The 21,477-nt window shown below is 51.7% G+C and carries 35 protein-coding genes; 2 read left to right on the top strand and 33 right to left on the bottom strand.

Annotated elements, in window-relative coordinates; genetic code table 11:
* Positions 1 to 2: 2 nt before the first annotated feature.
* The 18 genes from rplR to rpsJ form a co-directional block, all read right to left on the bottom strand.
* Positions 3 to 356 (bottom strand): 50S ribosomal protein L18, encoded by a 354-nt coding sequence (gene rplR / locus C1N59_RS02110; RefSeq protein WP_003850163.1) that lies wholly within the window; start codon positions 354 to 356, stop codon positions 3 to 5.
* A 9-nt stretch (positions 357 to 365) separates the two neighbouring features.
* The gene (gene rplF, locus C1N59_RS02105) at positions 366 to 899 is read right to left on the bottom strand and encodes a 50S ribosomal protein L6 (protein ID WP_033741521.1); all 534 of its coding nucleotides are present in this window, start codon (positions 897 to 899) and stop codon (positions 366 to 368) included.
* Positions 900 to 911: 12 nt separating this feature from the next.
* The gene (gene rpsH / locus C1N59_RS02100) at positions 912 to 1,304 is read right to left on the bottom strand and encodes a 30S ribosomal protein S8 (protein WP_006120593.1); all 393 of its coding nucleotides are present in this window, start codon (positions 1,302 to 1,304) and stop codon (positions 912 to 914) included.
* Positions 1,305 to 1,336: 32 nt separating this feature from the next.
* On the bottom strand, positions 1,337 to 1,642 hold the full coding sequence (rpsN, locus tag C1N59_RS02095; RefSeq protein WP_006120592.1) for a 30S ribosomal protein S14: 306 nt from the start codon (positions 1,640 to 1,642) through the stop codon (positions 1,337 to 1,339).
* A 14-nt stretch (positions 1,643 to 1,656) separates the two neighbouring features.
* Complete coding sequence (gene rplE, locus C1N59_RS02090) at positions 1,657 to 2,196, bottom strand: 50S ribosomal protein L5 (RefSeq protein ID WP_006120591.1); 540 nt, start codon at positions 2,194 to 2,196, stop codon at positions 1,657 to 1,659.
* 14 nt (positions 2,197 to 2,210) lie between these two features.
* A complete protein-coding gene (rplX, locus tag C1N59_RS02085; protein WP_003850150.1) occupies positions 2,211 to 2,525 on the bottom strand; it encodes a 50S ribosomal protein L24 in 315 nt (104 codons plus the stop codon).
* 10 nt (positions 2,526 to 2,535) lie between these two features.
* Positions 2,536 to 2,907 (bottom strand): 50S ribosomal protein L14, encoded by a 372-nt coding sequence (gene rplN, locus C1N59_RS02080; RefSeq protein WP_006120590.1) that lies wholly within the window; start codon positions 2,905 to 2,907, stop codon positions 2,536 to 2,538.
* A 168-nt stretch (positions 2,908 to 3,075) separates the two neighbouring features.
* The gene (gene rpsQ / locus C1N59_RS02075; protein ID WP_006120589.1) at positions 3,076 to 3,330 is read right to left on the bottom strand and encodes a 30S ribosomal protein S17; all 255 of its coding nucleotides are present in this window, start codon (positions 3,328 to 3,330) and stop codon (positions 3,076 to 3,078) included.
* Complete coding sequence (gene rpmC, locus C1N59_RS02070; RefSeq protein WP_006120588.1) at positions 3,330 to 3,521, bottom strand: 50S ribosomal protein L29; 192 nt, start codon at positions 3,519 to 3,521, stop codon at positions 3,330 to 3,332. The genes rpsQ and rpmC overlap by 1 nt, the downstream gene beginning before the upstream one ends.
* On the bottom strand, positions 3,521 to 3,931 hold the full coding sequence (rplP, locus tag C1N59_RS02065) for a 50S ribosomal protein L16 (RefSeq protein ID WP_002438716.1): 411 nt from the start codon (positions 3,929 to 3,931) through the stop codon (positions 3,521 to 3,523). Before rplP ends, rpmC begins: the two co-directional genes overlap by 1 nt.
* 11 nt (positions 3,932 to 3,942) lie before the next feature.
* Entirely contained in the window at positions 3,943 to 4,641 is a 699-nt protein-coding gene (gene rpsC / locus C1N59_RS02060) for a 30S ribosomal protein S3 (RefSeq protein ID WP_006120587.1), read from the bottom strand.
* 17 nt (positions 4,642 to 4,658) lie between these two features.
* On the bottom strand, positions 4,659 to 4,991 hold the full coding sequence (rplV, locus tag C1N59_RS02055; protein ID WP_002919773.1) for a 50S ribosomal protein L22: 333 nt from the start codon (positions 4,989 to 4,991) through the stop codon (positions 4,659 to 4,661).
* A 13-nt stretch (positions 4,992 to 5,004) separates the two neighbouring features.
* Positions 5,005 to 5,283 carry a 30S ribosomal protein S19 gene (gene rpsS / locus C1N59_RS02050; RefSeq protein ID WP_001138115.1) on the bottom strand — a complete coding sequence of 93 codons (279 nt, stop codon included), beginning with the start codon at positions 5,281 to 5,283 and terminating at the stop codon, positions 5,005 to 5,007.
* Between the two features lie 16 nt (positions 5,284 to 5,299).
* On the bottom strand, positions 5,300 to 6,121 hold the full coding sequence (rplB, locus tag C1N59_RS02045; protein WP_006120586.1) for a 50S ribosomal protein L2: 822 nt from the start codon (positions 6,119 to 6,121) through the stop codon (positions 5,300 to 5,302).
* Positions 6,122 to 6,138: 17 nt separating this feature from the next.
* Positions 6,139 to 6,441, bottom strand: coding sequence for a 50S ribosomal protein L23 (gene rplW / locus C1N59_RS02040; protein ID WP_006120585.1), 303 nt, complete (start codon positions 6,439 to 6,441; stop codon positions 6,139 to 6,141).
* A complete protein-coding gene (gene rplD, locus C1N59_RS02035) occupies positions 6,438 to 7,043 on the bottom strand; it encodes a 50S ribosomal protein L4 (protein WP_006120584.1) in 606 nt (201 codons plus the stop codon). The genes rplW and rplD overlap by 4 nt, the downstream gene beginning before the upstream one ends.
* A gap of 10 nt (positions 7,044 to 7,053) precedes the next feature.
* Positions 7,054 to 7,683, bottom strand: coding sequence for a 50S ribosomal protein L3 (gene rplC / locus C1N59_RS02030; RefSeq protein WP_006120583.1), 630 nt, complete (start codon positions 7,681 to 7,683; stop codon positions 7,054 to 7,056).
* Positions 7,684 to 7,715: 32 nt separating this feature from the next.
* A complete protein-coding gene (gene rpsJ / locus C1N59_RS02025; protein ID WP_006120582.1) occupies positions 7,716 to 8,027 on the bottom strand; it encodes a 30S ribosomal protein S10 in 312 nt (103 codons plus the stop codon).
* Between the two features lie 401 nt (positions 8,028 to 8,428).
* On the opposite strand from rpsJ, the gene C1N59_RS02020 reads away from it, so the two are divergent.
* The gene (locus C1N59_RS02020) at positions 8,429 to 9,202 is read left to right on the top strand and encodes a prepilin peptidase (RefSeq protein ID WP_394550241.1); all 774 of its coding nucleotides are present in this window, start codon (positions 8,429 to 8,431) and stop codon (positions 9,200 to 9,202) included.
* On the opposite strand, the gene bfr is transcribed toward C1N59_RS02020, so the two are convergent.
* The 11 genes from bfr to fkpA all read right to left on the bottom strand — a co-directional run bounded on the left by bfr (position 9,189) and on the right by fkpA (position 17,431).
* Positions 9,189 to 9,662 (bottom strand): bacterioferritin, encoded by a 474-nt coding sequence (gene bfr, locus C1N59_RS02015; protein ID WP_006120580.1) that lies wholly within the window; start codon positions 9,660 to 9,662, stop codon positions 9,189 to 9,191. The two genes, C1N59_RS02020 and bfr, sit on opposite strands and share 14 nt — an antisense overlap.
* 106 nt (positions 9,663 to 9,768) lie before the next feature.
* Entirely contained in the window at positions 9,769 to 9,963 is a 195-nt protein-coding gene (bfd, locus tag C1N59_RS02010) for a bacterioferritin-associated ferredoxin (RefSeq protein WP_033741530.1), read from the bottom strand.
* Between the two features lie 177 nt (positions 9,964 to 10,140).
* On the bottom strand, positions 10,141 to 11,325 hold the full coding sequence (tuf, locus tag C1N59_RS02005; RefSeq protein ID WP_006120578.1) for an elongation factor Tu: 1,185 nt from the start codon (positions 11,323 to 11,325) through the stop codon (positions 10,141 to 10,143).
* 68 nt (positions 11,326 to 11,393) lie between these two features.
* Positions 11,394 to 13,508 (bottom strand): elongation factor G, encoded by a 2,115-nt coding sequence (gene fusA / locus C1N59_RS02000; protein ID WP_006120577.1) that lies wholly within the window; start codon positions 13,506 to 13,508, stop codon positions 11,394 to 11,396.
* Positions 13,509 to 13,601: 93 nt separating this feature from the next.
* The gene (gene rpsG / locus C1N59_RS01995; protein ID WP_006120576.1) at positions 13,602 to 14,072 is read right to left on the bottom strand and encodes a 30S ribosomal protein S7; all 471 of its coding nucleotides are present in this window, start codon (positions 14,070 to 14,072) and stop codon (positions 13,602 to 13,604) included.
* A gap of 96 nt (positions 14,073 to 14,168) precedes the next feature.
* Positions 14,169 to 14,543 (bottom strand): 30S ribosomal protein S12, encoded by a 375-nt coding sequence (gene rpsL, locus C1N59_RS01990; protein ID WP_006120575.1) that lies wholly within the window; start codon positions 14,541 to 14,543, stop codon positions 14,169 to 14,171.
* A gap of 128 nt (positions 14,544 to 14,671) precedes the next feature.
* The gene (gene tusB, locus C1N59_RS01985) at positions 14,672 to 14,959 is read right to left on the bottom strand and encodes a sulfurtransferase complex subunit TusB (protein WP_394550240.1); all 288 of its coding nucleotides are present in this window, start codon (positions 14,957 to 14,959) and stop codon (positions 14,672 to 14,674) included.
* 9 nt (positions 14,960 to 14,968) lie between these two features.
* Entirely contained in the window at positions 14,969 to 15,328 is a 360-nt protein-coding gene (gene tusC / locus C1N59_RS01980; RefSeq protein WP_033741534.1) for a sulfurtransferase complex subunit TusC, read from the bottom strand.
* Positions 15,328 to 15,714 carry a sulfurtransferase complex subunit TusD gene (tusD, locus tag C1N59_RS01975; protein WP_282498263.1) on the bottom strand — a complete coding sequence of 129 codons (387 nt, stop codon included), beginning with the start codon at positions 15,712 to 15,714 and terminating at the stop codon, positions 15,328 to 15,330. The genes tusC and tusD overlap by 1 nt, the downstream gene beginning before the upstream one ends.
* The gene (locus C1N59_RS01970; RefSeq protein WP_054632986.1) at positions 15,714 to 16,436 is read right to left on the bottom strand and encodes a helix-turn-helix transcriptional regulator; all 723 of its coding nucleotides are present in this window, start codon (positions 16,434 to 16,436) and stop codon (positions 15,714 to 15,716) included. The genes tusD and C1N59_RS01970 overlap by 1 nt, the downstream gene beginning before the upstream one ends.
* Positions 16,437 to 16,594: 158 nt before the next feature.
* Positions 16,595 to 17,431, bottom strand: a complete 837-nt coding sequence (fkpA, locus tag C1N59_RS01965; protein WP_006120570.1) for an FKBP-type peptidyl-prolyl cis-trans isomerase — start codon at positions 17,429 to 17,431, stop codon at positions 16,595 to 16,597.
* A gap of 269 nt (positions 17,432 to 17,700) precedes the next feature.
* Between fkpA and C1N59_RS01960 the strand changes: the two genes are divergently transcribed.
* On the top strand, positions 17,701 to 17,919 hold the full coding sequence (locus C1N59_RS01960; protein ID WP_006120569.1) for a protein SlyX: 219 nt from the start codon (positions 17,701 to 17,703) through the stop codon (positions 17,917 to 17,919).
* Between the two features lie 118 nt (positions 17,920 to 18,037).
* Here C1N59_RS01960 and slyD read toward each other — a convergent pair whose 3' ends face one another.
* From slyD to kefG, 4 genes are all read right to left on the bottom strand, one after another.
* Positions 18,038 to 18,598, bottom strand: coding sequence for a peptidylprolyl isomerase (gene slyD, locus C1N59_RS01955; RefSeq protein ID WP_033784143.1), 561 nt, complete (start codon positions 18,596 to 18,598; stop codon positions 18,038 to 18,040).
* A 196-nt stretch (positions 18,599 to 18,794) separates the two neighbouring features.
* On the bottom strand, positions 18,795 to 18,989 hold the full coding sequence (locus tag C1N59_RS01950) for a YheV family putative zinc ribbon protein (RefSeq protein ID WP_006120567.1): 195 nt from the start codon (positions 18,987 to 18,989) through the stop codon (positions 18,795 to 18,797).
* Positions 18,990 to 19,012: 23 nt separating this feature from the next.
* Positions 19,013 to 20,818: a glutathione-regulated potassium-efflux system protein KefB gene (gene kefB, locus C1N59_RS01945; RefSeq protein ID WP_006120566.1), complete on the bottom strand. Its 1,806-nt coding sequence runs from the start codon at positions 20,816 to 20,818 to the stop codon at positions 19,013 to 19,015.
* A complete protein-coding gene (gene kefG / locus C1N59_RS01940) occupies positions 20,819 to 21,370 on the bottom strand; it encodes a glutathione-regulated potassium-efflux system ancillary protein KefG (protein ID WP_006120565.1) in 552 nt (183 codons plus the stop codon).
* Positions 21,371 to 21,477: the final 107 nt, after the last annotated feature.

The following is a 21,477-nucleotide window of genomic DNA, read 5'->3' as shown; positions in this document are numbered from 1 at the left end:
CCTTAGAACTGAAGGCCAGCTTCACGGGCAGCATCTGCCAGTGCCTGGACGCGACCATGATATTGGAAACCGGAACGGTCGAAAGAAACACCAGTGATGCCTTTTTCGATTGCGCGTTCTGCAATAGCTTTTCCTACAGCAGCTGCGGCTTCTTTATTACCGGTATACTTCAGTTGTTCAGTGATAGCTTTTTCTACAGTAGAAGCAGCAACCAGAACTTCGGAACCGTTCGGGGCGATTACCTGTGCGTAAATGTGACGCGGGGTACGATGTACCACCAGGCGAGTAGCACCCAGCTCTTTGAGCTTGCGACGTGCACGGGTCGCACGACGGATACGAGCAGATTTCTTATCCATAGTGTTACCTTACTTCTTCTTAGCCTCTTTGGTACGCACGACTTCGTCGGCGTAACGGACACCCTTGCCTTTATAAGGCTCAGGACGACGGTAGGCGCGCAAGTCAGCTGCAACCTGGCCGATCACCTGCTTATCAGCGCCTTTCAGCACGATTTCAGTCTGAGTCGGACACTCTGCAGTGATACCCGCGGGCAGCTGGTGATCAACTGGATGAGAAAAGCCCAGAGACAGGTTAACTACGTTGCCTTTAACGGCAGCACGATAACCAACACCAACCAGCTGCAGCTTCTTAGTGAAGCCTTCGGTAACACCGATAACCATTGCGTTCAGCAGCGCGCGAGAAGTACCCGCCTGCGCCCAGCCGTCAACATAACCTTCGCGCGGAGCGAAAGTCAGGGTGTTGTCAGCATGCTTAACTTCAACAGCATCATTGATAGTACGAGTCAGCTCGCCGTTTTTACCTTTAATCGAAATTACCTGACCGTTGAGTTTTACCTCTACGCCGGCAGGAACAACGACAGGTGCTTTAGCAACACGAGACATAGTATCCTCCGATTACGCTACGTAGCAGATAATTTCGCCACCAAGACCAGCCTGGCGCGCTGCACGATCAGTCATAACACCTTTCGATGTAGAAATGACAGCGATACCCATACCAGCCATTACCTTTGGCAGCTCATCTTTTTTCTTATAGATGCGCAGGCCGGGACGGCTTACTCGCTGAATGCTTTCTACAACCGCTTTACCCTGGAAATACTTAAGAGTCAGTTCCAGTTCCAGCTTGGTGTCGCCTTCGATTTTAAAATCTTCAATAAAGCCTTCTTCCTTCAGCACGTTGGCAATTGCCAATTTCAGCTTGGAGGAGGGCATGGTGACCGCAACTTTGTTCGCGGCCTGACCGTTACGGATACGGGTCAGCATATCCGCGATCGGATCTTGCATGCTCATCTGTGTTACTCCCGTGATTCAATTGGTGACAATTACCAGCTAGCCTTTTTCAGACCCGGGATTTCACCGCGCATTGCGGCTTCACGGACCTTGATACGGCTCAACCCAAACTTCCGCAGGAAACCGTGCGGACGACCTGTTTGACGGCAGCGGTTACGCTGACGTGAAGGGCTGGAATCACGCGGCAGACTCTGCAGCTTGAGAACGGCATCCCAACGGTCTTCGTCGGAAGCGTTCACATCAGAAATGATCGCTTTCAGTTCAGCGCGTTTTGCGAAGAATTTGTCTGCTAATTTCACACGCTTAACTTCGCGTGCTTTCATAGATTGCTTAGCCATTAAGTAACCCTACCTTACTTACGGAACGGGAAGTCAAAGGCAGCCAGCAGAGCACGGCCTTCATCATCAGATTTCGCAGTAGTGGTAATGGTAATATCCAAACCACGAACGCGATCGACTTTGTCGTAGTCGATTTCTGGGAAGATGATCTGCTCACGTACACCCATGCTGTAGTTGCCACGACCATCGAATGACTTAGCGGACAGGCCACGGAAGTCACGGATACGCGGTACAGCAATGGTGATCAGACGCTCAAAGAACTCCCACATGCGTTCGCCACGCAGAGTTACTTTACAGCCGATCGGATAGCCCTGACGGATTTTGAAGCCTGCAACTGATTTGCGTGCTTTGGTGATCAACGGTTTTTGACCGGAGATTGCTGCCAGGTCAGCTGCTGCGTTATCCAGCAGTTTCTTGTCAGCGATCGCTTCACCAACACCCATGTTCAGGGTGATCTTCTCGACCCGAGGGACTTGCATGACAGAATTGTAGCCGAACTCAGACATGAGTTTCTGGACTACCTCGTCTTTGTAGTAATCATGCAGTTTCGCCATCGTACTACTCCAAATTACTTGATAGTTTCGCTATTAGATTTGAAGAAACGGACTTTTTTACCGTCTTCGAATCTAAAGCCTACACGGTCAGCCTTACCGGTTGCCGCATTGAAGAGAGCAACGTTAGAAACCTGAATTGCAGCTTCTTTTTCAACGATGCCGCCTGGTTGGTTCAGAGCCGGAACAGGCTTCTGATGTTTCTTAACCAGGTTGATACCTTCAACGATGACCTTGCCAGAAGACAGGACGTTCTTAACTTTACCGCGCTTACCTTTATCTTTACCGGTTAACACGATAACTTCGTCGTTACGACGGATTTTAGCTGCCATTGTTCGCTCCTTAGAGTACTTCTGGTGCCAGAGAGATAATTTTCATGAACTTTTCAGTACGAAGTTCACGAGTTACCGGCCCAAAAATACGCGTACCGATAGGCTGCTCGCTGTTATTGTTTAAAATAACGCATGCATTACCATCGAAGCGAATGACAGAACCGTCCGGGCGACGAACACCCTTCCTGGTGCGCACCACTACCGCCTTCAGGACATCACCTTTTTTAACTTTACCACGTGGAATTGCTTCCTTGATGGTAACTTTAATGATGTCGCCGACGCCTGCGTAGCGACGGTGCGAGCCACCCAGAACCTTGATACACATTACGCGACGTGCACCGGAGTTGTCGGCGACGTTCAGCATAGTCTGTTCTTGGATCATTTCAGTGCTCCGCTAATGTCAACTACTACTTCGGGACCTAGACCTCAGGTCGATTGAAAGCCCCATAATTGAGGGCGCGGCATTATAACACCGGTTCTCGCAGATGGGTAGAAAAAATGAACGGCTCTTTCGAGCCGTTCATTAGATTTTTAAAGAGGGCAAATTCTATTACAGAATTGCTTTCTCTACAACGCGAACCAGTGTCCAGGACTTAGTCTTAGACAGTGGACGGCATTCGCGGATTTCTACCACGTCGCCGATTCCACATTCGTTGTTCTCGTCATGGATGTGCAGCTTAGTCGTACGCTTAATGAATTTTCCATAGATTGGATGCTTCACGAAACGCTCGATAGCAACAACAGCAGATTTCTGCATTTTGTCACTAACAACACGACCCTGCAGAGTACGGATTTTATCGGTCATTACGAACCCGCCTTCTCAGTCAGTAAAGTCTTAACGCGTGCAACATCACGGCGAACCTGCTTCAGCAGATGAGACTGCTGCAGTTGGCCAGATGCTGCCTGCATGCGCAGGTTAAATTGCTCACGCAGCAGATTAAGCAGCTCAGTGTTCAGCTCTTCAACGCTTTTTTCACGCAGCTCTGTTGCTTTCATTACATCACCGTCTTAGTTACAAAGGTGGTTTTGATAGGCAGTTTTGCTGCTGCCAGCTTGAATGCTTCACGGGCCAGCTCTTCTGGTACGCCGTCCATTTCATACAGGACTTTACCAGGCTGGATCAGGGCAACCCAATACTCAACGTTACCCTTACCTTTACCCATACGCACTTCCAGCGGCTTCTCGGTGATCGGTTTGTCCGGGAATACACGGATCCAGATCTTACCTTGACGCTTAACTGCACGGGTCATAGCACGACGTGCTGCTTCGATCTGACGGGCAGTCAGACGACCACGGCCAACAGCTTTCAGACCGAAAGTCCCGAAGCTAACATCCGTACCCTGCGCCAGACCGCGGTTGCGGCCTTTGTGCACTTTACGGAATTTCGTACGCTTTGGTTGTAACATAGCGACTCTCCTTACTTACGGCCTTTACGCTGCTGCTTTTTAGGTTGAGCAGCCGGTTCCGGTTGTTCAACAGCAGCCATACCACCCAGGATCTCGCCTTTGAAGATCCATACCTTAACGCCGATTACACCATAAGTGGTGTGCGCTTCAGAGGTGTTGTAGTCAATGTCAGCACGCAGAGTGTGCAACGGCACGCGACCTTCACGGTACCATTCGGTACGTGCGATCTCGGCGCCGCCCAGACGGCCGCTAACTTCAACTTTGATACCCTTCGCGCCCAGACGCATGGCGTTCTGAACCGCACGCTTCATAGCACGACGGAACATCACACGACGCTCCAGCTGTGAAGTGATGCTGTCAGCAACCAGTTTTGCGTCCAGTTCCGGTTTACGGACTTCGGCGATATTGATCTGTGCAGGAACGCCAGCGATTTTCGCGACGACCGTGCGCAGTTTTTCTACGTCTTCACCTTTCTTACCGATCACGATGCCAGGACGAGCGGTGTGAATGGTCACACGGATGCTCTTAGCTGGACGCTCGATAACGATACGAGATACAGACGCCTTAGCCAGTTCCTTAGTCAGGTACTGACGTACTTTAAAGTCGCTGTCCAGGTTGTCAGCGAATTCTTTGGTGTTCGCAAACCAGGTAGAGTTCCATGGTTTTACAATACCCAGGCGAATACCATTAGGATGTACTTTCTGACCCATTGCTAGTCTCCAGAGTCTCAGCGATCGGACACAACCACAGTAATGTGGCTGGTGCGCTTCAGGATGCGATCTGCACGACCTTTTGCACGCGGCATAATGCGCTTCATGCTTGGGCCTTCGTCGACGAAAATTTTCGCGACTTTCAGATCGTCGATATCAGCGCCATCGTTGTGTTCAGCGTTAGCAATGGCAGATTCCAGAACTTTCTTGACCAGTACAGCCGCTTTCTTGTTGGTGTAGGTCAAAATGTCCAGTGCCTGCGACACTTTCTTACCGCGGATCAGGTCAGCAACAAGGCGAACCTTCTGAGCAGAAGAACGAGCGTGGCGATGTTGAGCTAAAGTTTCCATCTCTTCCTCCTACTTATTTCTTCTTGGCTTTTTTATCAGCCGCGTGACCGCGATAAGTACGTGTCGGCGCGAATTCACCCAGTTTGTGACCAACCATTTCGTCGGAAACAAAGACAGGAACGTGCTGACGACCATTATGGACAGCGATGGTCAAACCGATCATGTTAGGAAAGATCGTTGAACGACGGGACCAAGTGCGCAAAGGCTTCTTGTCACCGCTTTCCACCGCTTTCTCTACCTTCTTCAGCAAGTGCAGGTCAATAAAAGGACCTTTCTTGAGAGAACGTGGCATGGCTTATCCTCTAATATTATTTGCTACGGCGACGTACGATAAATTTATCGGTACGCTTGTTGCTACGGGTCTTCTTACCTTTGGTCTGAACGCCCCACGGAGTTACCGGGTGCTTACCAAAGTTACGACCTTCACCACCACCGTGCGGGTGATCTACTGGGTTCATCGCGGTACCACGAACGGTCGGACGAACACCACGCCAACGGGTTGCACCAGCTTTACCCAGAACGCGCAGCATATGCTCAGCGTTACCGACTTCGCCCAGTGTAGCGCGGCAGTCAGCTTCGACTTTACGCATTTCACCTGAACGCAGACGCAGGGTAACGTAGGAACCTTCACGCGCAACGATCTGCACGTAAGCACCGGCTGAGCGAGCAATCTGACCGCCTTTGCCTGGTTTCATTTCTACGTTGTGAACGGTAGAACCCACCGGGATGTTACGCATCGGCAGTGTGTTACCTGCTTTGATCGCAGCATCAACGCCAGACTGAATCTGGTCGCCGGCTTTCAGGCCTTTAGGGGCCAGGATGTAACGGCGTTCGCCGTCTTTGTACAGAACCAGTGCGATGTTCGCAGAGCGGTTCGGATCGTACTCAAGACGTTCAACGGTTGCCGGGATACCATCTTTGTTGCGTTTGAAGTCAACCAGACGGTAAGCCTGCTTATGACCACCACCGATGTGACGGGTAGTGATGCGACCGTTGTTGTTGCGGCCACCGGATTTGCTGTTTTTTTCCAGCAATGGAGCAAACGGCTTGCCCTTGTGCAACTCTGGGTTCACCACTTTAACGACGTGGCGACGACCCGGAGATGTCGGTTTACATTTAACAACTGCCATTGTCTTTCTCCTCCGACTTACTCAGCGCCGCCGACGAAGTCCAGATTCTGGCCTTCCTTCAGGGTGACGTAAGCTTTTTTCCAGTCGCTACGACGACCGATACGCTGTCCGTGACGCTTAACCTTACCTTTAACTACCAGGGTGTTAACGTCTTTAACTTCTACTTCGAACAGTTTCTCAACAGCAGCAACGATCTCTGCTTTAGTCGCGTCTTTAGCTACTTTGAGTACGATGGTGTTGGTTTTTTCCATCGCGCTAGATGCCTTTTCAGATACGTGCGGCGCGCGCAGTACTTTCAGCAGACGTTCTTCACGGATCATGCCAGCATCTCCTCAACTTGCTTAACTGCATCAGCAGTCATAACGACTTTGTCGAAGGCGATCAGGCTAACTGGGTCGATACCCGCTGCATCACGCACGTCAACCTTGTACAGGTTACGCGCAGCCAGGAACAGATTCTCATCCAGTTCGCCGGTGATGATCAGCACGTCTTCCAGCGCCATGTCTTTCAGCTTCTGTGCCAGCAACTTGGTTTTCGGTGCTTCAACAGAGAACTGCTCGACAACGATCAGACGATCTTGACGTACCAGTTCGGACAGGATGCTTTTCAGCGCGCCGCGGTACATCTTTTTGTTAACTTTTTGACTGTGGTCTTGTGGCTTAGCAGCAAAGGTCACGCCACCTGAACGCCAGATCGGGCTCTTTACAGAACCTGAACGCGCACGGCCGGTGCCTTTCTGACGCCAAGGCTTTTTGCCTGAACCGGTTACTTCAGCGCGAGTTTTCTGCGCGCGAGTACCCTGGCGGGCGCCTGATGCGTAAGCAACAACAACCTGGTGAACCAGCGCTTCGTTGAAATCACGACCGAAGGTAGTTTCGGAAACAGTCAGCGCGCTCTGCGCGTCTTTCAATACTAATTCCATTGCTATCCCCTTACGCCTTCACAGCTGGTTTAACGATCAGGTCGCTACCGGTAGCACCGGGAACTGCACCTTTAACCAGCAGCAGGTTGCGCTCAGCGTCAACACGTACTACGTCCAGGCTCTGAACAGTTACGCGCTCATTACCCAGCTGACCTGCCATTTTCTTGCCTTTGAACACTTTGCCCGGAGTCTGGTTCTGACCGATAGAACCCGGAACACGGTGAGACAAGGAGTTACCGTGGGTTGCGTCCTGGGTACGGAAGTTCCAGCGCTTAACGGTACCTGCGAAACCTTTACCTTTAGAGGTGCCAGTTACGTCTACTTTTTTAACGTCAGCGAAAATTTCAACGCTGATGCTCTGACCTACAGAATACTCATCACCTTCAGCGGTGCGGAATTCCCACAGGCCACGGCCAGCTTCTACGCCAGCTTTAGCAAAATGACCAGCTTCAGGTTTGGTCACACGGTTTGCTTTTTTAGCACCGGTGGTAACCTGAATTGCCTGGTAACCATCGTTCTCCAGGCCTTTGACCTGAGTAACGCGGTTCGCTTCAACTTCGATTACGGTTACTGGGATAGATACGCCATCTTCAGTGAAGATGCGGGTCATACCCACTTTTTTACCGACTAAACCAATCATTGTTTCAACCTCTCAATCGCTCGATGACCTGATTAACCCAGGCTGATCTGCACGTCAACACCGGCAGCCAGGTCCAGACGCATCAGAGCATCAACGGTTTTTTCAGTTGGCTCAACGATGTCTACCAGACGCTTGTGAGTGCGAATTTCGTACTGGTCACGCGCATCTTTGTTAACGTGCGGAGAGATCAGAACGGTAAAGCGCTCTTTGCGGGTCGGCAGCGGGATCGGACCACGTACCTGCGCACCAGTGCGCTTGGCAGTCTCGACGATTTCCGCGGTTGATTGATCGATCAGACGATGATCAAACGCTTTAAGACGGATACGGATTCTTTGGTTCGACATGAGACCAAGGCTCCAAACATTTTATAGACGAAAAAAATTACTACTCGAACCCATTACGATTGATGGGAGAGTGTAATCGTTCAGCATATAACTCCACAGTTGGGAGTATTGTCAGACGGCCCAACAAACTGCCGTCTGCGATTCAGCTCGAATCGCGCCTGCCAATATCGGCAGGCCCGCGCATTATACGTAGATTTGCTCAGGAAGCAACCCACGATGCACATTTGCCACAGAAAACTGTGTTTAACGCTTTTGTGTACGTCTGCACAGAAGCCCTGCAGGACGGATGTCTTCGCCCTTTTTTTTCTGGGCGCGGTTTTCCATTCTCTTTTTCTTATCCGCGACGCAGAGGACGCGTTCAGACAGACTCAGTCATCACATCAGGTTAACCGGAGGTCATCGTGTTGATCATCATCGTTGCTGTCTCCCTGTCAGGCGGCGCGCTTGGCAGCTTTCTCGCCCTGGCCTGTCAACGTTTTAATACGTCCGCTTCACCACGTCGCTGGCTGCAGTCATTGTGGACGCCGCCTTCCCACTGTAGTTACTGTCGCCGCACGATCCTGTGGCACGACAGCGTTCCGCTGATAAGCTGGCTGTGGTTGCGGGGGCACTGTCGATTTTGTTCGCATCCGGTCGGTTTGCTGCCCGTGCTGTTTGAGCTGACAGGCGCCCTGCTCTGCCTGTTGCTGGCTTATCTGTTTCACGACAATCTCATTCATGCGCTGTTTCCGCTTCTGGCTTCCTGTTTGCTCCTCGTCCTTGCGGCCATCGACCAGCGCCACTTCCTGCTGCCAGATGTTCTCACCCACGCGCTCCTGTGGCTGGGTCTTTCACGTTTCATGTTCTTTCAGCCACTCACGGTCAGTTCGGCCATCGGTGGCGTCATGTTTGGCTATGGTTCACTTTGGTTGCTTGCCGGAATTTTTCAACAGGTTACACGGCGGAAGGGATTAGGTTGTGGGGATATTAAACTGTTTGCCGCACTGGGCGCATGGTGTGGTTGGCAGGCCCTGCCCTTCATTGCCCTGACCGCCTGTACGACAGCCTTGATCGCTTTCGGCGCGCTGCGGATAAGGAACCGGGCATGGTACCTGAACAGCCCGCTTCCCTTTGGCCCTTTCCTGGCCGTCGCGGGCTGGGGAGTTATCGTTAGTCAAAGCCTTACTCTTCTTTGATTTGCGCCTGCAGGTAATTCTGAATGCCCATCTTACTAATGAGATCAAGCTCGGTTTCAATCCAGTCGATATGGTGCTCCTCATCTTCGAGGATGGCGATCATCATATCGCGGCTTACGTAATCATGAACTTTATCCGCATAGGCGATGGCTTCTCGCAGGTCTTTTGCGCCTTCGAGTTCAAGATTGAGATCGGACTGCAACATCTCCCCGACATCTTCTCCAATCCTGAGTCGTCCCAGATCCTGCAGATTAGGAATGCCTTCAAGAAACAGAATACGTTCGATGTATTTATCCGCATGCTTCATTTCATCTATGGACTCATGGTACTCAACGTCGTTAAGACGCATCAGTCCCCAGTTTTTGAACATCCGTGCATGTAAGAAGTACTGGTTTATTGCAACCAGTTCATTCCCCAACAATTTATTGAGATGACTTATGATTTTCGCATCGCCCTTCATTTCGCTTCCTCCGCTCATGTTTATTTGAGCGTAGATGCGGTTAAAAAGAAGTCAAAAAAACGCGATGAAAATTGTGGGTATTATCAAGCCGGTGGTGTGTGTGCGTTTACGCGATTTCTTTATATTGCGGAGCGTGCTGCATCTCTTCATCCATAATCGCGCGGGCATCCCGAATACATTTTCCACATTGCTTTCCCACGGGCACGATTTGGCGCAACTGCTGGATAGATTTGGGCTGATAACGGCGCACGACTTCACGGAGAGTTTTGTCACTGATGGCATTACACAGACAGACGTACATTTATTCATCACCCGGTCTATTTCGTGCGCACAGTGTAAATGCGAATCGTTTTTATTTCAAACCTACCTTTTGTGAGGAGAAAGCCTGCGTGATTAAATGACAGGCATAAAAAAAGAGCACCGAAGTGCTCTTTTTATTTTGCAGTAGCCACTCATGTGGCCACATCAGAGATCACAATTAAGCGATAACTTTAGCAACAACGCCCGCACCAACGGTACGGCCACCTTCGCGGATTGCGAAGCGCAGACCTTCGTCCATTGCGATTGGGTGGATCAGGGTAACAACCATTTTGATGTTGTCGCCTGGCATAACCATTTCAACGCCTTCTGGCAGCTCTACTGAACCGGTCACGTCAGTGGTACGGAAGTAGAACTGTGGACGGTAGCCCTTGAAGAACGGAGTATGGCGGCCACCTTCGTCTTTAGACAGAACGTAAACTTCTGACTCAAACTTGGTGTGTGGCTTGATGGTGCCTGGCTTCGCCAGAACCTGACCACGCTGGATGTCTTCACGCTTGATACCGCGCAGCAGAACACCACAGTTTTCGCCTGCCTGACCCTGGTCCAGCAGTTTGCGGAACATTTCAACACCGGTACAGGTTGATTTCGCCGTATCTTTGATACCCACGATTTCAACTTCGTCGCCGACTTTAACAACACCGCGCTCAACACGACCGGTTACTACAGTACCACGGCCAGAGATTGAGAATACGTCTTCGATTGGCAGCAGGAACGGCATGTCGATAGCACGAACCGGATCCGGGATGTAGTTGTCCAGGTGGTTAGCCAGCTCAACGATCTTCTCTTCCCACTCTGGGTTGCCTTCCAGCGCTTTCAGTGCTGAACCGCGAACGATTGGGGTGTCGTCGCCCGGGAAGTCGTACTGTGACAGCAGGTCACGGACTTCCATCTCAACCAGTTCCAGCAGCTCTTCGTCATCAACCATGTCACACTTGTTCAGGAACACGATGATGTAAGGAACGCCTACCTGACGACCCAGCAGGATGTGCTCACGGGTCTGCGGCATTGGGCCGTCAGTCGCAGCAACAACCAGGATCGCGCCGTCCATCTGCGCAGCACCGGTGATCATGTTTTTCACATAGTCGGCGTGGCCCGGGCAGTCAACGTGTGCATAGTGGCGAGACGGGGTTTCATACTCAACGTGTGCAGTGTTGATGGTGATACCACGTGCTTTTTCTTCAGGGGTGCTGTCGATCTGGTCGAACGCACGCGCCTGGCCGCCGTTGGTTTTAGCCAGAACGGTGGTGATTGCTGCAGTCAGGGTGGTTTTACCGTGGTCAACGTGACCGATGGTGCCCACGTTTACGTGCAGTTTGTTACGTTGAAATTGCTCTTTCGCCATGGCGATATTCCTTACGTTATGCCTTCATCACCCGGGATGAAGGCATCAGTTCAAATTTAAACCGTAGCTTATTTGCTACGAGCTTCAATAACGGCCTGCGCAACGTTGTTCGGTGCGTCGTCATACTTCAGGAACTCCATGGAGTACGAAGCACGACCTTTGGTCAGAGAGCGCAGCTGAGTTGCATATCCGAACATTTCAGACAGTGGAACTTCAGCGTGGATCTGAACGCCAGTAGCGTTAGATTCCTGCCCTTTGAGCATACCACGACGACGGCTAAGGTCACCGATTACGTCACCGGTGTTCTCTTCTGGGGTTTCAACTTCAACCTTCATGATAGGCTCAAGCAGAACAGGCTGCGCTTTCTTAAAGCCATCTTTAAAGGCAATAGACGCGGCCAGTTTAAACGCCAGTTCAGAGGAGTCAACGTCATGGTAAGAACCGAAGTGCAGACGAACACCCAGATCCACAACCGGATAACCTGCCAGTGGGCCTGATTTCAACTGCTCCTGGATACCTTTATCAACGGCTGGAATGAATTCGCCAGGAATTACACCACCTTTGATATCGTTGACAAATTCGTAACCTTTCGGGTTCGAACCTGGCTCCAGCGGGTACATGTCGATAACAACATGACCGTACTGACCACGACCACCAGACTGCTTGGCGTGTTTACCTTCGATACCGGTAACTTTAGAGCGGATAGCTTCACGGTAAGCAACCTGTGGTTTACCCACGTTCGCTTCAACGTTGAATTCACGCTTCATACGGTCAACGATGATATCGAGGTGAAGTTCACCCATACCAGCGATGATAGTCTGGTTAGACTCTTCGTCAGTCCATACGCGGAATGACGGGTCTTCTTTCGCCAGACGACCCAGAGCCAGACCCATTTTTTCCTGGTCAGCTTTGGTTTTCGGCTCAACGGCGATAGAAATTACCGGCTCAGGGAATTCCATACGCTCCAGAATGATTGGCGCGTTTGGATCACACAGGGTATCACCAGTGATAACGTCTTTCAGGCCGATCGCAGCGGCGATGTCACCTGCGCGAACTTCGCTGATTTCTTCACGTTTGTTAGCGTGCATCTGAACGATACGACCGAAACGCTCACGTGCAGATTTCACGGAGTTCAGAACGGTATCGCCTGAGTTAACTACACCAGAGTAAACGCGGAAGAACGTCAGGTTACCCACGAATGGGTCAGTTGCGATCTTAAACGCCAGAGCAGAGAACGGCTCTTCATCACTTGCGTGACGCTCAGCTGGGGTATCTTTACCATCGTCCAGCATACCGTTGATTGCCGGTACGTCGGTCGGGGCTGGCAGATACTCAACAACCGCATCCAGCATTGCCTGAACACCTTTGTTCTTAAATGCAGAACCACAGGTCACCAGGATGATTTCGTTTTTCAGCACGCGCTGACGCAGCGCTTTTTTGATCTCTTCTTCAGTCAGCTCTTCACCGCTGAAGAATTTCTCCATCAGCTCTTCAGAGGCTTCTGCTGCAGCTTCGATCAGCTTGCCGCGCCATTCTTCAGCCAGTTCTTGCAGGTTAGCTGGGATCTCTTCGTAATCGAAGGTCACGCCCGCATCCTGGTCGTTCCAGTTGATGGCTTTCATTTTGATCAGGTCAACAACGCCGGTGAAGTTTTCTTCAGCGCCGATAGCGATCTGCAGCGGAACCGGAGTCGCGCCCAGACGAGATTCGATCTGACCAACTACTTTCAGGAAGTTTGCACCCATGCGGTCCATTTTGTTAACGAACGCAATGCGTGGAACTTTATATTTGTTAGCCTGACGCCATACGGTCTCAGACTGTGGCTGAACACCACCTACAGCACAGTAAACCATTACTGCGCCATCGAGCACACGCATGGAACGTTCTACTTCGATGGTGAAGTCAACGTGTCCCGGGGTGTCGATGATGTTGATGCGGTGTGGCTCAAACTGCTTAGCCATACCTGACCAGAACGCGGTCGTTGCAGCAGACGTGATGGTAATACCACGTTCCTGCTCCTGTGCCATCCAGTCCATGGTCGCTGCGCCATCATGCACTTCACCGATTTTGTGGTTAACACCGGTGTAGAACAGGATACGCTCGGTAGTAGTGGTTTTACCGGCGTCGATGTGTGCGCTGATACCGATATTACGGTAGCGCGCAATGGGTGTTGTACGAGCCATTTTATTCCTCGGTTTTTAGGACGTTCAAAGTTAGTCGACCCCAGCGGGTTGGCTGTTTGAGCGCCCGCTGGTTTAACAACAACTACGCAGCTGTTACCAGCGGTAGTGAGCGAACGCCTTGTTGGCTTCAGCCATACGGTGAACGTCTTCACGTTTCTTAACTGCAGTACCTTTGTTTTCTGCAGCGTCAGAAAGTTCGTTCGCCAGGCGTAAAGCCATAGATTTATCACCGCGTTTACGAGCAGCTTCTACGATCCAACGCATTGCCAGGGCATTACGACGAACCGGACGGACTTCAACTGGAACCTGATAGGTTGAACCACCAACGCGACGTGACTTAACTTCGACAGTCGGACGCACGTTTTCGAGAGCAACCTCAAAAGCTTCCAGGCCATCTTTACCAGCACGTTGAGCCAGGGTCTCAAGTGCGGTATAGACGATAGATTCAGCAGTAGATTTTTTACCATCTACCATCAGGATATTTACAAATTTAGCCAGCAGCTCTGATCCGAACTTAGGATCCGGCAGAATTTTACGCTGACCAATGACGCGACGACGTGGCATGGAAATACTCCGTTGTTAATTCAGGATTGTCCAAAACTCTACGAGTTTAGTTTGACATTTAAGTTAAAACGTTTGGCCTTACTTAACGGAGAACCATTAAGCCTTTGGCTTCTTCACGCCGTACTTGGAGCGTGACTGCTTACGGTCTTTAACACCTGAGCAGTCCAGCGCGCCACGAACGGTGTGGTAACGCACACCTGGCAGGTCTTTAACACGACCGCCACGGATCAGGATCACGGAGTGTTCCTGCAGGTTGTGACCTTCACCACCGATGTAGGAGGTGACTTCAAAACCGTTAGTCAAACGCACACGGCAAACTTTACGCAGTGCTGAGTTTGGTTTTTTAGGAGTGGTGGTGTACACACGGGTACAAACGCCACGTTTCTGCGGGCAAGCTTCCAGCGCCGGCACGTTGCTCTTTGCAACTTTGCGGACGCGTGGTTTGCGAACCAGCTGGTTAACTGTTGCCATTAAATAGCTCCTGGGATTTAGCTTTTTGCTTCGTAAACACGTAATAAATCACCTCGTAGAATTACGAGGAGGCAGAATTTTAGGGCTGTGTCAAAAAGGTGTCAAGAAATAACCAGGGGGCCAATGCATTACCAGGCCATTTGTTGTTGATGTTTTACCGTTAGCGCAACGAAAAAAGTATAGTCCACAGACTGCACAACAGGGGAAATTTGCGTGCTCAGCCCCCGGGCATTCAGGTCATCTTCCAGTGCCCAGAGCTTCGCCCCTGAGGCGCGAAACTGTTCCAGCGCTCTGCTGCCCTCAATCGCCGCCAGTACGCCATCCTGCAGCAAGAGCAGGTCATCTTCCGGCATAAGCAGTCGGGTCAGGCTTTCGATGTCGCTGTAAGTCGGTGAGTGAAATAACGTATGCAGCATTAGGTGCTCTTAAAAAGTCAAAATACGGTCATAGCCTGCGAGTTTTTGCCGCAGGGCCGACGCATCTAAAATTTCGGCATCCAGAATGCGTGGCGCATTTTCCGCTAAACCGCGCGACTGCAGCGACGCCCTGCACAGATAACACTGGTCGATATCATACAGCGCCAGCACGCCGAAGGTAGCGGCATAATGCCGGCTGTGAATATTTTCCGGCTGTTGCTCACTGTTAAGCTGCAGAACGCCATCTCCAATAAAAAAAAGGCCGATATCGTCACTCAACGCGCCGGTGGCCAGCACCGCATCTAACCCTTCACGTCCCGCACTGCTGCCATGTGGGGCTCGGGTGAATACAAACGCGACACGCTTCATCAGAACTGCACCATCCGCTCGCAACGCAGCGCCGCTTCCGCCAGCGCGCCTAAGCCGGCCAGGGTAAAACCGGGCTGAAGATTCACGCCCGGCAGCGCAAGCCGTGAGGCTTCCTGCGCATCCGTTACGCCGCGCCGGAGTGCGGCCGCCACGCAAATGTTCAGCGCCACCCCATGCGCCTGATGAAGCGACTGCCAGGCACGAACAAGATCGAATTCGTCACTGGCGGGCGCGCTAAGCTGATTGGCGTTCAGCACGCCTTCCCGATAAAAAAAGACGCTTTCCAGCTGGTGTCCCGCTGCCAGCAGCGCGTTGGCAAACAGCAGGGCGCTGGTCGCCTGCTGCGTACCATAGGCCGGACCGGTGACAAGAAGCGCATAGCGCATTAACGATCCTGCCCCTGAAAGTCACCGTTTTTAAACTGGCGGATGTACAGGTACACGGTATGTTTGGAAATATTTAAGCGCTCGGCGACCTGATTTATGGCGTCTTTGATATCGAAAATCCCTTTTTCATACAGATTCAATACGATCTGACGGTTCTTGGCATTATTCGAGACGTTACGGTCGGCGCTCACTTCTTCAATCGTAAATTCCAGCGTCTGCATGACCAGGTCATCGACCGAACTGGCAAAGTTCACATTGGAATCGACCTGCTGCATCTCTGGCGGCAGAAACGTCGACATGATCTGTGAAAACGGAACGTCGAGGTTCATGTTGATACACAGCAAGCCAATCACCCGCTGCTGGCGATTACGAATCGCAATTGTGACGGACTTCATCAGCACACCACTTTTCGCGCGGGTAAAGTAAGCGCGGGAGACGTTGCTGTCTGCACCCTGCATATCATGCAGCATGCGCAAGGCTAAATCCGTGATGGGCGAGCCCACTTTACGCCCTGTATGCTCGCCGTTAGCAATACGTACGGCCGAACAGTTTAAATCTTCCAGTGAGTGAAGGACGATTTCACAATGCGAGCCGATCAACATGGCAAGACCATCTACAACGGCCTCATACGATTTTAAAATATCGTAATCAGTTTGCTCGAACGGATGCTGCTCCAGAAGATCGAAGTCGCTCAGTTCACCGGGATTGAATGGATTAGACATTGAAGACATCACCCTACATGGCTGGAGCCTGTCACAGCGGCTACGGGCAGACTCAATATTGGGATAGTTATGCAGGCGATAGTCTGGCAAATGTCGCGGGGTTATGCCAGAGGTTTGTCATAAAGAGAAACCGCCACCCGAAGGTGGCGGCAGACAGATTACTGGGATTTCTTCGCGTCAGCAGCAGGTGCCTGCGTTTTTTCATCCGCTTTTGGTGCCGGTTTGATATCAAGCAGCTCAACGTCAAACACCAGCGTGGAGTTAGCCGGGATGCCCGGAACACCGTTTTTACCGTACGCCAGGTTTGGTGGGATAACCAGCTTGATCTTACCGCCTTTCTTAACGTGCTTCAGGCCTTCAGTCCAGCCTGGAATCACGCCGTCAAGACGGAAAGACAGGGGCTCACCGCGCGTGTAAGAGTTATCAAACTCGGTGCCGTCGATCAGCGTACCTTTGTAGTTTACAACGACTGTATCGCTGTCTTTTGGTGCCTCACCGGTCCCTTCTTTCTCAACCTTATACAGCAGACCACTTTCGGTCTTCTTCACGCCGCTCTCTTTAGCAAACTTAGCGCTGTAAGCTTCACCCTTCTCGGCATTTTCTTTTGCGTCTTTTTCCATCTTGGCTGACGCCGCGCCTTTCACGCGGGCTTCGAACGCCTGCAGGGTTTGCTCGATTTCTTCGTCAGACAGTTTGCTCTTGCCGCCAAACGCGTCCTGAACACCGGCAATCAGTTGCTGCTTGTCCAGCTTGATGCCCAACTTCTCCTGTTCTTTCAGGGAGTTGTCCATATAACGGCCCAGTGACGCACCCAAAGCGTATGCAGATTGCTGATCTTCATTTTTGAAGGCGGCATTTTTTGGAGCCTGAGGAGCAGACTGTGGAGCATCGGCAGCGGCCGGAGCTGCTGCTGTTTCTGCAGCCATTGCCAGCGGAGCATTCAGCGCGACGGCCATGGTGGTAGCTAACAATGTGACTTTAAACAGTGATTTCATCCTTTCTCCAAAACCGAAGCCTCTCACCTCGGGAATCATTGCGGACTGAGGGCCCACACTATAACTTTACGTGGCAGTGACGAACACTCCCACAACGTAATTATCTGGTCTACTTCCGACCTTTTTTGCATCAGGAAGTTTCACCAGAGATGATGTCATCTGACCCTTTTTCAAGCTAAACACCAAATAAAAGCGAATAAATAGGGCAATTCTGCAACGCCAGCCTTTAGAATCATGCGCTGAGTAGCCCCTTAACAGGAGAAAAGATCATGCAACAGTCAGAGTGGGAACAACGTATTGAAGCGCTTGAAAGTAAGCTGGCCTTTCAGGAGATCACTATCGATCAACTGAACAATACCGTCGTTCAGCATGAACTTGAAATGAGTAAGATGCGCGAACATATGCGCCTGTTACTTGAGAAGTTTAAAGCCAGCGCGCCGTCGATGATTGCCGATGCTTCAGAAGAAACCCCGCCGCCGCATTACTGATCAATCCGTGACAGGCCAGGCTGACTGTCGGCAGGCCCGTTCTGCCGAGGCCTGCTGACAATAAAATGCCGCAAAAAGTAAGGCCACCCGAAGGTGGCCCTGCACTACCGCGTCGGACTTAGTGGCTGCAGCCACAACCGCCCGTTCCGCAACCACCTTTACCGTGGTCATGGTCATGGTCATGGTCATGGTCGTGATCGTGGTGATGACCATCTGCACCGTGAACATGGCCGTGTGCCAGCTCTTCCGGTGTGGCTTCACGAATCGCAACCACCTCAACGTTAAAGTTCAGGTTCTGACCCGCCAGCATGTGGTTACCGTCAACCACAACATGGTCGTCTTCCACTTCGGTGATTTCAACCGGCACCGGACCCTGATCGGTTTCCGCCAGGAAACGCATGCCAACCTGTAATTCGTCAACGCCCATAAAGACGTCTTTTGGTACGCGCTGTACCAGGTTGTCATCGTACTGACCGTACGCGTCATTTGCCGGGATATGCACGTCAAACTTATCGCCCGCGACGTGGTTTTCCAGCGCATTTTCCAGACCAGAAATCAGGGAACCATGACCGTGCAGATAGTCTAACGGTGCACTCACCGGTGACTCGTCAACCAACACACCGTCTTCTGTACGTACCTGATAGGCCAGGCTTACCACCAGGTCTTTTGCTACTTTCATGATATCTCCTAACCGTTGAGAACTAAGATCCCGTCTCATTGGTCTATTCTTGCGTGCAATAACACCAACCAGAAAGGTTCGGGGCTGAGTACAAGAGGCACTCTTTTTCTCTTGCGACTTCAGCGTTAATGGCGTCAATTGTAACGGAATTCAATCCCGCTGTGTGCTTAAGCTTAAAAAAAGCTGGGCCATTTCGCTACTCGGGATGGAAAATTCCGATCACTTGCTCGTTACTGCGAACCTGATCGCGTGCCTGTTTATCGGCTTCCCGCATTTGATGGCCGCACTTCACACACTCGACGACATCGACATTGTTTTCACGCCACATGGCCAGCGTGTCTTTTTCCTGACAATGCGGACATACCGCACCAGCAATAAAGCGTTTACGCATGCTGTTCTACCTGTGTCTTTTGATTACTGATCGTCATCCCAGTCATGGAACTGACGTCGTTCATGCTGCATTTCACGCTGAAAAATGTCTTCCAGTTCACGTCGCGCCTCGCGGACACGGGAAATCTGCGCCATATCAGAGTGGACAGGCATCAGCTCCCGCAACATACGCATATCCAGCCGGCGGAAGTGTTGCTGTGCCCGATGAGCCTGATGAGGATGCATTCCCAGCGACATAAGCGTTTTACGCCCCAGTTCCAGCGCACTGGAAAAAGTTTCGCGTGAGAACTGCGTCACGCCCGCCTGCAGCAGTTCGTGGGCTTCCACACGACCACGGGCACGCGCCATAATCTGCAAATGCGGAAAATGTTGCTGGCAGAGATGCACAATCGTCATCGCATCTTCCGGATTGCTGCAGGTAATTACGATTGACTGCGCATCAGCCGCACCCGCCGCTCGCAGCAGTTCCAGCTCCGTTGCATCACCATAGTAAACCTTGTAGCCGTACTTGCGCATCAGGTTGACCGCACTAATATCACGCTCCAGTACGGTGATGCGCTTATTGTTTGCCATCAGCAAACGGCCCACTACCTGACCAAAACGTCCGAAGCCCACCACAATGACCTGCGGCTGATCGTCCTCAACGAAGGGTTTTTCAGTGTCTTCATCGCTTTCATTAAAGCGACGCGCCAACAGCCGATCAATTGCCTGCATAAGCAGCGGCGTGGTCATCATGGACAGCGTCACGGTAACCAGCAGCAGCGGCAGTTGGTCGCCCGAGAACAGTCTGGCTGACGAGGCCGCCGAGAACAGTACAAAAGCAAACTCGCCGCCCTGACTCAACACGCCGGCAAACTGCTGACGTTCAGAGCTGCGTAAGCCATAGATTCGAGCCAGCACATACAGCACCAGTAACTTGACCGACACCAGCGTCAGTACGCCCAGTAAAATGGCGATAATGTGGGTATAAAGCACCCCGAGGTTCAGCGCCATGCCCACCGAGATAAAAAACAGCCCCAGCAGTAAGCCTTTGAACGGCTCGATCGCCACTTCCAGCTCATGACGGTATTCACTTTCCGCCAGCAGAATCCCGGCGATAAAGGTGCCTAACGCCATGGATAACCCCAGCGCATCCATAAACAACGCGGAGCCCAATACCAGCAGCAGCGAGGCGGCGGTAAATACTTCACGCACGCCTGAGGCCGCGATGTAGCGAAAAATGGGGCGCAGTAAATAGCGGCCCCCGACGAGCATGCCGGCAAACGCCAGGACCTTCATGCCCACTTTCATCCAGTCGACGCTGCCGCTGTCATTCCCGGCCAGAAGCGGAATCAGTGCCAACGCCGGAATAACAGCCAGATCCTGAAACAGCAGCACCGAAAACCCTAGCTGGCCCGCTTCGCTGCGGTTCATGCCCTTGTCCCGCATCAGCTGCAAGGCCATCGCCGTTGATGACATGGCCAGACCGATCCCGCCGATTACCGCCGCGCGCCAGTCAAAGTTTGTCAGCCACAGCAATGCGCCAAGAATGGCGGCGGAGAAAATGACCTGCGCGGCACCGATACCAAAGATAGAACGGCGCAGCGCCCACAACTTTGCCGGGTTCAGTTCCAACCCGATGATAAACATCAGAAAGACAACGCCCAGTTCAGAAAAGTGCAGAATCTCGTCGACGTCACTAATAAATCCCAGTCCCCACGGACCAATGGCAATACCGGCCAGTAAGTACCCCAATACTGCGCCAATCCCCAGGCGAGCCGCTACCGGTACAATCAGCACCGCCGCAAAGAGATAGATGACTCCTGCGGTCAGCAGCGTTTGTCCTTCCATTTATAACCCTCCATTCGGCAGCGGTGCTGCCAGCCAGTCGCTATAGGCACGGGCATATTTTTTGAGTAAATCAGGTTGCTGACGGCGCGCCCAGTAAATAATCATCGGCGACATCCAGTGCATACGGCACATCTGTGCGGTCAGCTCAAAAGGTCGCAAAATGTCATTCATGGAATAGCGGTTCAGTCCGTGCTGCTGAAAGGCCGTTTCAGGTTCGCCGGTTGTGACGATACTGCGCCAGTACTTTCCTTCTAATGCGTTTCCGTCTATGCCGTTAGCAAAACCCCGGGACAACACGCGATCTAACCACTCTTTAAGTAACGCCGGGCAGCTGTAGGTATAGAGAGGATGTTGAAAAATAATCACATCATGCTCACGCAGTAGCTGTTGCTCATGGTGGATATCGATAAAAAAATCCGGATAGGCGGCATAGAGGTCATGAACGGTAACATGCTCAAGGGGCCTGGCCGCGTCCAGCAAAATACGATTTGCGATGGAATCCTGCGCTTCCGGATGAGCAAAAAGCAGCAAAATCTTAGGTGGCTGCGACATCCTTTCCCTCCAAAGCGTCGTCATTGGTGCGGATTTCCGCTACCATGCACAACGCAACAAAAACCCAATTATGTTGCACGTAAATTAACATATTCTGACGATACGGC

The organism is Pantoea sp. SGAir0183 (genome assembly GCF_043545505.1).
This window is presented reverse-complemented; position numbering and strand designations above follow the sequence as displayed.